This is a genomic window from Testudinibacter sp. 'clade 2' (assembly GCF_006227735.1).
In the GTDB taxonomy this organism is placed as follows: Bacteria; Pseudomonadota; Gammaproteobacteria; order Enterobacterales; family Pasteurellaceae; genus Chelonobacter.
Genome location: NZ_VDHB01000019.1, coordinates 1 through 15,498 on the forward strand (window position 1 = coordinate 1; position 15,498 = coordinate 15,498).

Annotated in this window: 13 protein-coding genes; 11 read left to right on the plus strand and 2 right to left on the minus strand. The window is 45.8% G+C overall.

All coding sequences use genetic code 11. The features are described from left to right. The first annotated feature begins 242 nt into the window (after positions 1-242). Together focA and pflB are read left to right on the plus strand one after the other, a co-directional pair. Positions 243-1,067, plus strand: coding sequence for a formate transporter FocA (gene focA, locus FHQ30_RS02505; protein WP_442805698.1), 825 nt, complete (start codon positions 243-245; stop codon positions 1,065-1,067). Positions 1,068-1,151: 84 nt separating this feature from the next. After that, positions 1,152-3,434 (plus strand): formate C-acetyltransferase, encoded by a 2,283-nt coding sequence (gene pflB, locus FHQ30_RS02510; protein WP_139611897.1) that lies wholly within the window; start codon positions 1,152-1,154, stop codon positions 3,432-3,434. 94 nt (positions 3,435-3,528) lie between these two features. Here pflB and FHQ30_RS02515 read toward each other — a convergent pair whose 3' ends face one another. Beyond that, positions 3,529-3,825 carry a type II toxin-antitoxin system RelE/ParE family toxin gene (locus FHQ30_RS02515; protein ID WP_139611898.1) on the minus strand — a complete coding sequence of 99 codons (297 nt, stop codon included), beginning with the start codon at positions 3,823-3,825 and terminating at the stop codon, positions 3,529-3,531. After that, on the minus strand, positions 3,806-3,973 hold the full coding sequence (locus tag FHQ30_RS13200) for a hypothetical protein (protein WP_176552666.1): 168 nt from the start codon (positions 3,971-3,973) through the stop codon (positions 3,806-3,808). The genes FHQ30_RS02515 and FHQ30_RS13200 overlap by 20 nt, the downstream gene beginning before the upstream one ends. 180 nt (positions 3,974-4,153) lie before the next feature. Between FHQ30_RS13200 and pflA the strand changes: the two genes are divergently transcribed. The 9 genes from pflA to purA all read left to right on the plus strand — a co-directional run bounded on the left by pflA (position 4,154) and on the right by purA (position 15,357). Further along, a complete protein-coding gene (pflA, locus tag FHQ30_RS02520; protein WP_139611899.1) occupies positions 4,154-4,894 on the plus strand; it encodes a pyruvate formate lyase 1-activating protein in 741 nt (246 codons plus the stop codon). A gap of 276 nt (positions 4,895-5,170) precedes the next feature. Then, the gene (locus tag FHQ30_RS02525) at positions 5,171-6,163 is read left to right on the plus strand and encodes a factor H binding protein domain-containing protein (RefSeq protein WP_139612142.1); all 993 of its coding nucleotides are present in this window, start codon (positions 5,171-5,173) and stop codon (positions 6,161-6,163) included. Between the two features lie 69 nt (positions 6,164-6,232). Beyond that, positions 6,233-7,681 carry a surface lipoprotein assembly modifier gene (locus FHQ30_RS02530; RefSeq protein WP_139612141.1) on the plus strand — a complete coding sequence of 483 codons (1,449 nt, stop codon included), beginning with the start codon at positions 6,233-6,235 and terminating at the stop codon, positions 7,679-7,681. A gap of 175 nt (positions 7,682-7,856) precedes the next feature. Further along, positions 7,857-8,792: a fructokinase gene (gene cscK / locus FHQ30_RS02535; protein ID WP_139612140.1), complete on the plus strand. Its 936-nt coding sequence runs from the start codon at positions 7,857-7,859 to the stop codon at positions 8,790-8,792. A gap of 21 nt (positions 8,793-8,813) precedes the next feature. Beyond that, entirely contained in the window at positions 8,814-10,268 is a 1,455-nt protein-coding gene (locus tag FHQ30_RS02540; RefSeq protein ID WP_139612139.1) for a glycoside hydrolase family 32 protein, read from the plus strand. Between the two features lie 95 nt (positions 10,269-10,363). Then, positions 10,364-11,380, plus strand: a complete 1,017-nt coding sequence (locus tag FHQ30_RS02545; protein WP_139612138.1) for a substrate-binding domain-containing protein — start codon at positions 10,364-10,366, stop codon at positions 11,378-11,380. A 308-nt stretch (positions 11,381-11,688) separates the two neighbouring features. Beyond that, complete coding sequence (gene hflK / locus FHQ30_RS02550) at positions 11,689-13,023, plus strand: FtsH protease activity modulator HflK (RefSeq protein ID WP_139612137.1); 1,335 nt, start codon at positions 11,689-11,691, stop codon at positions 13,021-13,023. Then, entirely contained in the window at positions 13,023-13,910 is an 888-nt protein-coding gene (hflC, locus tag FHQ30_RS02555) for a protease modulator HflC (protein WP_139612136.1), read from the plus strand. The genes hflK and hflC overlap by 1 nt, the downstream gene beginning before the upstream one ends. Before the next feature lie 151 nt (positions 13,911-14,061). Next, positions 14,062-15,357, plus strand: coding sequence for an adenylosuccinate synthase (gene purA / locus FHQ30_RS02560; RefSeq protein ID WP_139612135.1), 1,296 nt, complete (start codon positions 14,062-14,064; stop codon positions 15,355-15,357). Positions 15,358-15,498 lie beyond the last annotated feature (141 nt).

Consider the following 15,498-nt stretch of genomic DNA (forward strand, 5'->3'; position numbering starts at 1 on the left):
ATTTTAACCATTAAATAACATCTTAACCCAGTGTTAACAGGCTAAATTGATCTACATCACATTTTGTGAGATAACATAACACAGCATCTTAAAATGATTTGTTTGTATATCAACAAAAAATTATAATGCTAAAAAAAAATAATAAATCTTAAAAAATTTTTTAGGTTTTAACGCTTAGATTGATTCTCAGGCTGAAGGATAAAGATTTAAACATGAGCACAGATGCCAACAATTCCACTACGATGCTGAATCCGGCACAAATCACGACGGTTGCCGTCAATGCCGGCGCTTACAAAGCCCAGAAAAATCAGTTTCTGTCTTTTATGTCGGCCATTCCGGCGGGCGCATTTATTGCGATCGCCTTTGTCTTTTACGCAACCACCCAGACCGGTGCAGCGGATGTGGCTTGGGGCATGAGCAAATTTGTCGGTGGGATTGTGTTCTCATTGGGCATTATTATGGTGATTGTGTGCGGCAACGAGCTATTTACTTCGTCCACCATGACAATTTTAGCGCGCGTGGAAAACAAGATCAGCACCTATCAAATGTTAAAGAACTGGGCGGCTGTGTATAGCGGCAACTTTATCGGCAGCTTGTTTATCGTGGCGTTGGTCTGGTTTGGCGGACAAACCATGGCAGCCAACGGACAATGGGGCTTGGTGATTTTAAACACCGCCCAGCACAAAATTCATCACACTTGGGTTGAAGCGTTCAGCCTGGGGATTTTTTGTAACATTATGGTGTGTATTGCGGTATGGATGGCGTATGCCGGCAAAACCCTGACCGATAAAACGCTGGCAGCAATTCTGCCGATTTCAATGTTTGTTGCCTCCGGCTTTGAACACTGTGTTGCTAATATGTTCATGATCCCGATGGGTATTTTAACAGCACATTACAGTAGTCCTGAATTTTGGCAAAGCCTTGGTATTAATGCGGCGCAGTATGCCGATTTGGATATGGCACATTTTATTGTTAAAAATTTAATCCCGGTGACACTCGGGAATATCGTGGGTGGTGCGGTTTGCATCGCCTTAATGCAATGGTATTTGAATCGTGAACACCATTGATCATCTGTTTAGGCATATCGGCAGCAAGTGCGGTTCTGGCGATATAATGATTTTAATTTATTGTTAAATAAGGAATGTATCGATATGACACAACTAACTGAACTTCAACAACAAGCGTGGGCTGACTTTAAAGACGGCAATTGGCAGCAAACTGTTGATGTGCGTGATTTTATCCAACTGAACTACACCCCATACGAAGGCGACGAAGCGTTTCTCGTCGGCGCGACTCCTGCCACCGACACCCTATGGGAAAAGGTAATGGACGGCATCAAAGTGGAAAACAAAACCCACGAGCCGTACGATTTTGACACCTCTATCATTTCAACCATCACATCCCATGACGCCGGTTATATCCAACAAGATCTGGAAAAAATCGTTGGTTTACAAACTGATGCGCCATTGAAACGTGCAATTATTCCATTCGGTGGCATCAAAATGGTGGAAGGTTCTTGCCAAGTTTACGGACGCCAATTAGATCCACAAGTGAAAAAAATCTTCACCGAATACCGTAAAACCCATAACCAGGGCGTATTCGATGTGTATACTCCGGATATCCTGCGCTGCCGTAAATCCGGGGTGTTAACCGGATTACCTGATGCGTATGGTCGTGGTCGTATTATCGGTGACTACCGCCGTGTTGCGTTATACGGTATTGATTTCTTAATGGCGGATAAATTCAAACAATTCGGTTCATTACAAGGTCGCTTAGAAAGAGGCGAAGACTTGGAAATGACGATCCAATTGCGTGAAGAAATCGCGGAACAACACCGTGCTTTAGGTCAAATCAAACAAATGGCGGCTAGCTACGGCTACGACATTTCCGGTCCGGCAACCAATGCGCGCGAAGCGGTACAGTGGACTTACTTCGGCTATTTGGCTGCGGTAAAATCACAAAACGGTGCGGCAATGTCCTTTGGTCGTGTCTCTTCTTTCTTAGATATCTACATTGAACGTGACCTGAAAGCCGGTAAAATTACTGAAGAAGAAGCACAGGAATTGATCGACCACTTAGTGATGAAACTACGTATGGTGCGTTTCCTGCGTACCCCTGAATACGATCAACTGTTCTCGGGCGACCCGATTTGGGCAACTGAATCTTTAGCCGGTATGGGCTTAGACGGTCGTACTTTGGTGACCAAAAACAGCTTCCGTTTCTTGAACACACTATACACCATGGGACCATCGCCGGAACCAAACATGACTATTTTGTGGTCTGAAAAACTGCCGGACGGTTTCAAACGCTATTGCGCTAAGGTGTCAATCGATACCTCTTCCGTACAGTACGAAAACGACGATTTGATGCGTCCGGACTTCAATAGTGATGACTATGCGATCGCCTGCTGCGTCAGCCCAATGATTGTCGGCAAACAGATGCAATTCTTTGGCGCGCGCGCAAACTTGGCGAAAACCATGTTATACGCGATCAACGGTGGTATCGATGAAAAACTGAAAATGCAAGTCGGTCCGAAAACAGATAAAGTGACCAGTGAATACTTGGATTACGATGATGTGATGACCCGTTTAGACAGCTTTATGGACTGGTTGGCAACCCAATATGTCACCTCGCTGAACATCATTCACTACATGCACGACAAATACAGCTACGAAGCCTCATTAATGGCGTTGCATGATCGTGACGTTTACCGCACGATGGCATGCGGCATCGCCGGCCTGTCTGTGGCAGCGGATTCATTATCTGCTATCAAATACGCCAAAGTGAAACCGATTCGTGACGAAGACGGTATCGCTGTTGACTTTGAAATCGAAGGCGAATATCCGCAATTCGGTAACAACGACAGCCGTGTTGATGACATCGCTTGTGACTTGGTTGAACGTTTCATGAAGAAAATTCAAAAACTGAAAACCTATCGTAACGCTGTGCCAACCCAATCCGTATTAACCATCACTTCTAACGTGGTTTACGGCAAGAAAACCGGTAATACCCCTGACGGTCGTCGTGCCGGTGCACCATTTGGACCAGGCGCCAACCCAATGCACGGTCGTGACCAAAAAGGTGCGGTCGCTTCCCTGACATCGGTTGCCAAACTGCCATTTGCTTATGCTAAAGACGGGATCTCTTATACTTTCTCTATCGTTCCGAATGCGTTAGGTAAAGATTACGAAGCGCAAAAACGCAACTTGGCGGGCTTAATGGACGGTTACTTCCACCACGAAGCCAGCATCGAAGGCGGCCAGCACTTGAACGTCAACGTGATGAACCGTGAAATGTTGTTAGACGCTATGGAAAATCCGGAAAAATATCCGCAATTGACCATTCGTGTTTCCGGTTACGCCGTACGTTTCAACTCGCTGACCAAGGAACAGCAAAAAGACGTGATTACTCGTACCTTTACACAAACCATGTAATTCAGGTTTAATCCAGCTTTCAAGCCCTGCCGATTGGCGGGGCTTTTTGTTGCATAAAAATTAACCCTGTCATCTGACAGGGTTAATCAATTATTTAGGGATAAAGTCGAGAACAATGAATAACAGTAATAATCCTGACAACAACTCCATTGATTCGATAAACAACCCGATAACCGCCCAAGTAGATTTCTCTAGTACCCTCTATAATACCTAATGAGCCGCGTTCCGGAAGATTCTTGAGCTTCTCAATGCCATTGCGAATACGATTTATAACAGTGTCCGCCGTCGTTAAATTGAGGGTAAATTCGTAAATCCCCAAAGCAATATTTTCAAGATTCTGTTTTGCTCTCGCAGAATAACTAATCGTATACTCAGGCGACATTTTGTTCATATTTTAATACTGCATTGTATAAAACATCTTTCACCCCGCGATAGACCTCTTCACCGGAAAATTCTTTTCCTTCGGTAAAATCCTTATCACCTAAAGCGGCTTCTTTTTTTAGATATTCCAAATATTCTGGTGTCAATTGTTGTTCCATTATGCTTCTCCCACCATAAGTATTAACAATATTTACATAATGCCTCCTTTCACCGAGGCAGTCAAGTATCACCTCTGCTTGAAAAGTTGACTCAGTCTAGGGTCTGTTACGACTTTCTATCGCAAAGTGCACTTGTTTCAGGTAAAATTGACCGCACTTTTACTCTCTTTTGGAATGGCTATGACGATTAAAGCACGCATTCACTCTTTTGAATCCTGTGGCACGGTGGACGGGCCGGGAATCCGTTTTATTCTGTTTTTACAAGGCTGTTTAATGCGTTGTCAATATTGCCACAACCGTGATACTTGGGATTTAGACGGTGGCAAAGAGATCACCGTTGAAGAACTGATGAAAGAAGTGGTCACTTACCGCCATTTTATGAATGCGTCCGGCGGTGGCGTAACTGCTTCCGGCGGCGAGGCGATTTTGCAAGCAGAATTTGTGCGTGACTGGTTCCGCGCCTGCAAAGAACAAGGCATTCACACCTGCCTAGACACCAACGGCTTTGTACGGCGTTATGACGAAGTGATTGACGACTTACTCGATGTCACGGATTTAGTGCTGCTGGATTTGAAACAACTAGATGATAAAATTCACCAAAATTTGATCGGCGTGCCGAACAAACGCACGTTAGAGTTCGCCCGTTACCTGCAAAAACGCAACCAACGCACTTGGATTCGTTATGTGGTCGTACCCGGTTACACCGATGACGATCACTCGGTTACCCTGCTCGGCGAATTTATCAAAGACATGCACAATATCGAAAAAATCGAACTGCTGCCGTACCACCGCTTGGGACAACACAAATGGGAAGCGATGGGCGAAAAATACGAATTGGAAGATGTGCTGCCGCCAAGCAAAGAGAAAATGGATCATATCCAAGCGATTCTGTCGCGTTATCACAACAACGTGATTTATTAACTCCCGTACAATCCCCGATTTTCAACGCGCTATCCGCCCTCTTGCCGATAGCGCGTTTTTATTTCTGCCTTGAACCGCTCCCTTTTCTTTTTGAAATTTTACTCCATTTTTAAAATAAACGTGATAAAGATCAAAATTTCTGCTTAAAAAACGCTAAAGCCTTGTTTTTTTTTTTTTTTTTTAAACTAAGGAGGTTTAATGTTTTTTTCGTCAATTTGGAGCGAAAACCACATTAATACTTCATTTTTATCTCATAAATAACCAACAAGGAATCCAATGATGAAACCGACGATCAAAACAGCCGCACTTGCGATTTTAATCTCCCTCGGAGCCATTGCCTGTGGTTCATCAGGTGGTGGAAGTTCAACACCAAACAACACAAATACCGCCACAACAACTACACCAGCAACAGATAACACAACCAGCGATGCGGCAAAAAAAGCCGAAGAAGCTCGTAAAGCCGAAGAAGCTCGTAAAGCCGAAGAAGCTCGTAAAGCCGAAGACGCTCGCAAAGCCGAAGAAGCTCGCAAAGCTGAAGAAGCACGTTTAGCTGAATTAGCACGTACTGAACCAAACACCTATGTTTATACCGCAGCATCTTTAAATAATAGCGATATTTTAGAGCCTATCAAAAAAGACAGTTGGACAAATGAAGATGGTTTAGCCAAATTAGTAGCTGCTGATGGCTCCGGCAAAGGAGAATCTACTCAATCTGTAAGCAGTAGCTCCGTGACTAATGGTAAAGTGCTAAACATCCAAGCTGCTTATGATACTTACAGCAATAACTTAAATGACTCTGGTATTGCCGGTGTTTCAGCTCGTGGTACAGTCAATGGACGTAACGCTAACGATGCAATGGTGATTTATTCAGGACGATCTACTAATGCCAATGAATTAGAAACACTTAAAGGTTCTGCTAAATATCAAGGAACGAGCTATATCGCCAGTGCTGACATTATTTCCGAAGGTACGGTAACACTTAATGCGAACTTTGATAAAAAAACGATTTCTGGTGATATAACTCAAATGCACTTCGAAAATATTTGGCGAGAAACTGAACTCTCCGAAACAGCCATCACAGCTAAAAATGGTGAGATCACCTTTGCTGGTAATGCCAAAACCACCGATAAAGGTCTAATCAATATACCACTTTCAGGCACTTATGAGGGGAAATTTATGGGACGTGGCGCAGCTGAAGTTGCTGGTTCAGCAACGTTAACCAATGAATGGGGAAGTGAAACCAAAGCGGTATTTAACGCTGCTAAATAATCATTTTGGTTGTATGAAAAATTATCAATTAATCTAGGCGCACCTGCGCCTCTTTTTTTAAGAAACCACATGAAAAAATCTCTTTTAGTAACCAGCCTGACCGCACTTTGTGCAGCAAGTGCGGTTGCCAAAACCACTGTTAGCGTAAATCAAGCGACAACCCCCGACAGCATTCAAAATATCGCCCTGCCAACTGCGCCATTGAAAACGGTGGACGATTCAACGCCAAGTGCGGTGCAGCCGTTACGAGTTAGTCGTGCACAATTATTAGCGAACCCACAGTTAGCACAAGATTGGTTAAATTTAGCACTGCAACAACGCAATGCAGAATTAATCAATGAATTGTTGCCGATTTACCGCACGTTTGCACAACATGATCCGATTCTCGTCCGTTTTGCCGAGGCGACATTAGCGCAACTGGCGCAAGATTATCCGCTGGCGATTAGCCGCTTTCGTGAGATTCTCGCCGTCAATCCGGATCTCAATCCGGTGCGGATCGAATTGGCAAAAAGCCTGTTTCACGATCGGCAAGACAATGCAGCACGCGATCAGTTTGAAAAAGCCAAAAGTGCGGTCGGCGTGCCGGCGCCAGTAGTCAAATTGATTGATTCCTATCTCAACACATTGCAACAACGCAGTGGCTGGCAAAGCAGTTTCAGTGCCTATTACCTGCGTGACAGCAATGTTAATAACACTTCGTCCAAGCGTGAAATCGAGAATACCGGTTTTGTCAAAGGTGACAGCATGCTGCCGCAGTCTGCGCACGGCATTGCCTACTCGTTCAGCCTAGAGCGTGATTTCAACCTGACTGGCGCACACTATCTGCATGTCGGCACGGAGCTATTCGGTAAGAATTTTTGGGATAACCACGATTATGACGATATTTACAACCGCACTTATCTCGGTTATAGCCACAAAAGTGCGGTGCAAAGTGTGTCTATTTTGCCATTTTATGAAAAACGCTGGTACGGCAACCAGTCGTATAAATGGGCGAACGGCGTGCGCGGCGAATATCGTCGCTGGCTCAATGCCAACTGGCAGATTTCGACCGCTCTTGAACACGCCGAACAGCGCTATTACGACAGCCAAAACTTGAACGGACACAGCCAATTGGCGTCTGTCACCCTGCTGTGGCTGCGCAGCCCGCGCCAATTTTTTTATGTCGGCGGCGATTATAACCGCGAAAAAACACGCTTATTGCAATACAGCAACAATACGCGCACCCTGCGGATCGGTTGGGGGCAGGAGTGGCAATGGGGCGTTTCCTCCCGTTTGGGCTTTTCTTACGCACAGCGCAACTACAAAGATCAAGCCAAATTGGGCGAGATGATTCCGCTCGGTAAAGTGCGCAACGATAAGATTTATAACGTGAATTTAACCCTGTGGAAACGCAATTGGCACGTTTGGGGCATCACGCCGAAACTGCATTTCAACTGGAAAAAACAAGACAGCAACCTGCCGTCGATGTATTCCTATACACAGAAGAATATCAATCTGATTTTTGAAAAGACGTTTTAATTGAAACAACACAAGTGCGGTTATCACCAACTTAACCGCATTTTTTAGATCCAGATCACATTTCCCAACCCTATTCTCAAGAAAAACCCTACTTTCATTGCCACACTAAACCGTTTTAGCTAAAATTTTGAGCATGGTATTTTCTTGCGTAACAATAGAAACAAAGGTGGCTGGCATGAAACAAAAAGTTTGGGTATTAGGCGATGCTGTTGTGGATTTGATTCCTGACGGTGCAGAACATTATTTAAAAGCCGCTGGTGGCGCCCCTGCGAATGTTGCTGTTGCCATTGCTCGTTTGGGTGGCAGAACCGCATTTATCGGACGTGTCGGTCAAGATCCGCTCGGGATTTTTATGAAAAACGTGTTAAATCAAGAAAATGTAAACACCGATTTCATGTTGCTTGACCCACAAAACCGCACTTCGACCGTGGTGGTCGATCTTGATGACGACGGCGAGCGCAGTTTCACCTTTATGGTCAATCCTAGTGCCGATCAGTTTCTGCAAACTGATGACCTGCCACAATTCAATCGTGGCGAGTGGCTGCATTGCTGCTCGATTGCGCTGTTGAACAATCCTTCACAACAAGCAACCTTGACCGCCATGCAGCAAATCAAGCAGATCGGCGGCATGGTGTCGTTCGATCCCAATTTGCGTGAGTCACTATGGGAAAGCCAAGATATCATGCGCATGACGGTGATGCAGGCGGTCGAATTGGCGGATGTATTAAAATTCTCGGAAGAAGAGCTGACCCTGCTCACCGAAACTGACACCTTAGAGCAAGCCTTAAAAACCATCACCGAATACTACCCGCAAAAATTGATTATCGTCACTATGGGCAAAGAGGGTGCCTTGGTACATCTGAACGGCGAACAGCAACTAATCAGTGGCAAAGCGGTGCAAGCCGTAGACACCACCGGTGCTGGCGATGCCTTTGTCGGCGGGCTGCTTGCCGGGTTATCACAAACCGCAAACTGGCAACAATGGGAAAATCTGGTGCCGATTATCCACCAAGCCAATGCGTGTGGCGCACTGGCAACCACTGCCAAAGGCGCAATGGCGGCATTGCCGAACCAACAACAATTAGCAGATTATTTGGCGCAGTCCGCTTAATTAACAAAACGGAGGAGTCCAATGTTGATCTTCAATCAGGGAAAATACAAGAGTCTGCTTGCCGCCAAAGCGGGTGAACTTGATGCGGTGGCGGCAAAGGTTGCGACGGATCAGGATTTCCGTCCTGATTACCATTTGGTCGCACCATTCGGCTTAATCAATGATCCGAACGGCTTGGTATTCGACGGTGAAAAATACCATATTTTCTACCAATGGTATCCCTACGGCGCCATGCACGGCATGAAACATTGGTTGCACTACACCACGCCGGATTTCCGCCAATTTACCCTCGCCGACACCTTAATTCCGACGGAAATGTTCGAATCGCACGGCTGTTACTCCGGCGGCGCATTGCCGCTAGGCGATTGTATTGTGGCGTTCTACACCGGCAATACCCGTCGCAGCAGCGATAATGCACGCATTCCGTATCAAAATATCGCCGTGTTCAGCAACGACGGCAAGCTGTTGGATAAATATCCGTTGGTGACCTGCGCCCCTGCCGGTTACAGCGAACACGTGCGCGATCCAAAGCCGTATTTCACACAAGACGGCAAAGTGCGGTTTATTTGCGGTGCGCAACGCGACAATTTGAGTGGTACAGCGATTGTGTTTGAAATGGAAAACATCAACACACCACCACAACTGCTGGGCGAACTACAGTTATCCGCTTTCGACAATCAGGATATTTTTATGTGGGAATGTCCTGATTTGTTAAAAATCGGCAACAAAGATCTGTTTATCTGGTCGCCGCAAGGTAAAAAACGGGAAACGCAGCAATTTCAAAACAACTATCACTCCACTTATGTAATCGGTAAGTTGAACGATTTACAATTTGAAGTGGAACACTTTGGCGAACTGGATTACGGCTTCGATTTTTATGCACCACAAACCTTTGCTGGCTTGGACAACAGCGAAAGTGCGGTGATGATTGGCTGGATCGGGCTGCCGGATCTACAATATCCGAGCGACGAATATGCTTGGCATTCCGCTTTGACCATGCCACGCCGTTTGCGCTTGCAAAATAATCAAATTGTGCAAACGCCACTTGAGCAATATTATCCACAAAATCTGACCGCACTTTCATTACAGCAAGTCACAGAATTGGCGGATTTGGATCGCCGTTATCTGAAATTTAATCCGCACAATCGCGATTTCAGCCTACGACTGTTTGATAATCCACAAGGACAACATTTAACCATAAGCTATGAAAACGGTGTGTTCTGTCTCGATCGCAGCGCCAGCGAGCAAACCGAAAGTATGTTGAGCTTGGGTGAACAGCGTTATTGTGCCATTGCCGATTTAAAACAGGTGGAAATTTTTATCGATCGCTCCGTGATCGAAATTTTCCTAAACGGCGGCGAAAAAGCCCTAACATCACGCTTTTTTATTAAAAATCGGCAAAATATGTTACAAAGTTCATGCCGATTGGAAATTGAAAGTGCGGTGTTAGCGCCGATTGAATATCGCACTGAATAAACTGCGTAAGGACATACGCCCAAACCGCACTTTTATAACCTTGGGCAGATTCAATCTGCCCCCCACAAAACCGTATCTTATTCCAATAATTAACCATGATCGCTAAATCCAAACGTTGTACGCTGAATGATATTGCCGAACTGAGCGGCGTCTCCAAAACCACCGTTAGTATGGTCTTGAACGGACGCGCCGATGAGTTTCGGATTAAAGAGGAAACACGGCAAAAGATTCTGCAAATTGCAGAAAAAAACCACTATCGTGCCAACATCTATGCCAAAGCGCTGCAAGCACAACGCACCAATACTATCGGCTTGGTGATTCCCGATTTTTCGAATTTTGGCTTTGCACAAACCAGTCAGATGTTAGAACGTTTGTGTCGTAACCACGGTTTACAGTTGCTTATTAGTTGCTCCGATGAAGAACCGCACTTAGAAGCGAAAGCAATTGAAAACCTGCTGGAACGTCAAATTGATATTTTGATCACCACCCCGGTTTGTCAAAAACGTAAGCACTACCCCTATTTGAACACCATTCCAACAATTCAACTGGATCGCTTTATTGCCGATGCACCACAAATACCCTATATCATCACGGATGATAAAAGTGCGGTTGCCGCCATGGTGGCGCAAATGATCAATAAATACCAACTCAAAGAGTTTTATTACCTTGGCGGACTGCTGCAACTCACCCCGAGTGAAGCCCGTTTGCAAGGTTTCAAGTGCGGTCTGCTACAGGCGGGGTTAGCTCTGCAAAACGATTGGATCAGTCATCGGGATTACCACTCCGAATCGGGCTATATCATGATGCAGCAGTTATTACAGCGCTTAGGGCGCTTGCCGCAGGCAATTTTTGTTGCCTCCTACGGTTTGCTGGTCGGCGTACTCCGTTTTTTAAACGAACATCAACTGTTGGATCAACTCAGCTCACAACAGCTGCACCTGGCAACCTTTGATGATTATGAATTATTAAACTGCTTGCCGTTTAAAATTCACTCTATTCGCCAAGATCATGAAAAAATCGCCAATGAACTCTTTCAGGCCATTCTCAGTCTGCTCGAGCAGAAACCGATCGCCAACCAAATTATTCCCGCCCATCTGTGCTGGCGCGACTGAACCGCACTTTTCAACGGTGCCAAAACCATTCGATCGAATACGTGTAATCAAGCTTAGCCATCAAGCTACACTCAGCTAAAATCACGGAAAAAGGCTGGTAATCCAGAGGTTAAATAGATACAATCAAAGCTGTTTGGTTAGCAGTTTGTTAAAATTGCGACTGTACCGAACAACGCTTAATTAATGCGGTAGTTAATACCTTTATATTCTATTTATAACAAAATCCAGTGACAAATAAGCTTTTACAAGCGTGTTGCCGCACCGCTTGCTTTACGGTTTTATGTTAGCTGGACGGAGATATTGATACTATGTCGTGGAATGGTTCTGATAACAACCATAATTCGGAGCAAGACCCTTGGGGCAAACCAGGGCAATCAGGCTCAAAAAAACCTGAGCAAGATCAAGGCTGGCAAAACAATCCTGATTCCGGCACACCTGAACCGGACAAACAACAAAGCCAGCAGCGCAATAAACAACAAGGACCGCCTGATTTAGAAGAACTATTTGGTAATTTATTGAAAAAAATGGGTGGCGGCAATGGGCGCAAATCCGGCAATAACGGCACACCATTCAACGGGCTAAGCAAATTATTACCGATCGCCGCAGTAATTGGCGCAATTGTTTGGGGTGTTAGTGGTTTTTATACCATAAAAGAGGCGGAACGCGGTGTGGTATTGCGTTTCGGTGAATTCAACTCGATTGTGCAGCCCGGCTTGAACTGGAAACCGACGTTTATCGATCAAGTCGTGCCGGTCAATGTCGAGCGAATCAGTGAACTGAAAACCCAAGGCAGTATGCTGACCCAAGATGAAAATATGGTTGTGGTGGAAATGACGGTACAATATCGGGTCAATAATCCGGAAAAATACCTGTTCAGTGTGACCAATGCCAACAACAGTTTGTCACAAGCCACCGACAGTGCCCTGCGCTATGTGATCGGTCATATGAGCATGGATGATATTTTAACCACCGGTCGTTCTGTGGTGCGTGAAGACACTTGGCGTTATTTGGAAAACATCATCAAGCCGTATGATATGGGCTTAGAGGTGATCGACGTCAACTTCCAGTCCGCGCGTCCGCCGGAGCAAGTCAAAGATGCATTTGACGATGCGATCAAAGCACAAGAAGACGAACAGCGTTTTATCCGTCAAGCAGAAGCCTATGCCCGTGAAGCAGAGCCGATTGCACGCGGAGACGCACAACGGATTATCGAACAAGCAACCGCCTACAAAGAACAGGTTGTATTGGACGCACAAGGGGAAGTAGAGCGCTTCCAGCAATTGCTGCCGGAATACAAAGCCTCACCGGATTTGTTGAAAGAGCGGTTATATATTCAAGCCATGGAAAATATTATGGCTGAAACCCCGAAAATGATGTTGGATTCTAACAACGGCAGCAACCTGACCGTGTTACCGTTAGAACAAATGCTAAATCAAAAGAAAGCCGCTGAAAGTGCGGTCGAGAAAACGGATGCACCACAAGCAAAAGGGGCGAATAGCAATACCACGTTGGGCAACGCAGCAAACCGGGCAGCCGCTTTCACACCTGCGCCGACGACCTCAAACAGCAATGACAACAGCTATAACGGTTCACAACAGCAAGAACGCAACCAAAACAGCACTCGTCAAGGGAGATTTGAATAATGCGTAAGTTTTTAGTTCCTGTCATTATTCTGGTGGCAGCGATTGTATATTCCAGCGTGGTGGTGATTAACGAAGGCTCGCGCGGTATCATGTTGCGTTTCAGCAAAGTTTTGCGTGACAGCGACAACAAAGTCTCAATCTATATGCCGGGTATTCATTTTAAAATTCCGTTTATTGATAATGTGAAAATTTTAGATGCCAGAATCCAAACCTTAGACGGACAAGCTGATCGCTTCGTCACGGTGGAGAAAAAAGACTTGCTGGTGGATTCTTATGTGAAATGGCGGATCAGCGATTTTGGCCGTTTTTATACCAGTACCGGCGGTGGCGATTACACCTACGCCGACAATTTATTGCGTCGCAAAGTCAATGACCGCTTACGTTCTGAAATCGGTTCAAGAACCATTAAAGACATCGTTTCCGGCACGCGTGGCGAGTTGATGACCGGTGCATTAAACGCGTTGAATACCGGCGCCGACAGTTCGTCTGATTTAGGCATTCAGGTGGTTGACGTGCGGGTTAAACAAATCAACCTGCCGCAAGAGGTTTCTTCTTCGATTTACCAACGGATGCGTGCCGAACGAGATGCCGTTGCGCGGGAACATCGTTCACAGGGTCGCGAAAAATCAGCCTTTATCCAAGCTGATGTCGATCGCAAAGTCACAGTAATCTTGGCAACCGCCAGCAAAACCGCCCAAGAGCTACGTGGTAACGGCGATGCCACCGCTGCCAAAGTGTATGCCGATGCGTTTCGTAATGAACCGGAATTTTTCAGCTTTGTGCGTAGCTTGAAGGCCTACGAAAAAAGCTTCAAAAATTCAGGCAATATGATGATTCTAAAACCGGGCAGTGATTTCTTCCGTTATATGCAAACACCGGAAAATTAATAACGAAAGCTAGCGGGCGGACTCACTATCCGCCCGCAATGTTTCCAAAGCCCTATAACCGCACTTTGATTGTGGATTGTAGTGAGGCTTGGAAAAGAGTAAAGTAAACTGTTGCGAATATCCATCTTCAAATCTTAAAAGGTAAACTATTATGGGGAAAAGTGTTGTTATCCTTGGCGCTCAATGGGGCGATGAGGGAAAAGGCAAAATCGTTGATTTATTGACGGATCGGGTAAAATATGTGGTGCGTTATCAAGGCGGTCACAATGCCGGTCACACCTTGATTATCAACGGAGAAAAAACGGTGTTACGTTTGATTCCGTCGGGTATTTTGCGCGATAACGTCACTTGTTTGATTGGCAACGGCGTAGTGCTTTCCCCTGCGGCATTGATGCAAGAGATGGGTGAATTGGAAAGCCGTGGTGTCAATGTGCGTGAACGTTTGCTGATTTCCGAAGCGTGTCCGTTGATTCTGCCTTACCACGTTGCCATGGATCATGCGCGTGAAGCGGCGTTGGGCAAAAAAGCCATCGGCACCACCGGACGCGGCATCGGACCGGCCTATGAAGACAAAGTAGCCCGTCGTGGCTTGCGGGTCGGTGATCTATTCAATCGTGAAGCCTTTGCCGAGAAACTGAAAAATATTCTGGAATACTACAACTTCCAATTGGTGAATTATTATAAGGTTGACGCCGTTGATTACGATAAAACCTTAGCCGAGATTTTTGCAGTGGCAGATATTATCACCGCAATGGTTGCCGACATTCCGACCATTTTAGATAAAGCCCGCTTAAACGGCGACAATATCTTGTTCGAAGGTGCACAAGGCACCATGCTGGACATCGACCACGGCACCTATCCATATGTTACCAGCTCCAACACGACTGCTGGCGGCGTTGCCACCGGTGCGGGTTATGGTCCGCGTCATTTGGATTATGTATTGGGTATCATCAAAGCCTACTGTACCCGTGTCGGTGGCGGCCCATTCACTACTGAATTATTTGATGAAATCGGTGCGGAAATTGCCAAAAAAGGCAATGAGTTTGGTGCCGTTACCGGTCGCCCGCGTCGTTGCGGTTGGTTCGATGCGGTTGCGGTACGCCGTGCGATTCAACTCAACTCGATTTCCGGTTTCTGCATGACTAAACTGGACGTACTGGACGGCTTCAAAGAATTAAAAATCTGTGTTGCTTATAAAATGCCGGACGGCTCCATTGTCGAATATGCCCCGACAGCGGCTGAAAACTGGGAAAATGTCGAGCCAATCTACGAAACCTTACCGGGTTGGTCAGAAAACACTTTCGGTGTCACCGATGTCAACCAGCTGCCGCAAACTGCACGCGATTATATCAAACGCATTGAAGAAGTGACCGGCGTCCCGGTTGATATTCTGTCTACAGGTCCGGATCGGGTTGAAACCATGATCCTGCGCGATCCGTTTGCTTAAACTGATTTCATATTGGGAAAAACCTTGTGTTTTCAAGCACAAGGTTTAGACTACTGACAAAGGTTAAAATACACGATTAATGTTGTAACAGTAGGGGGCGATTATATATCGCCCCGAACCGCACTTTGCATTTTTCCTTTA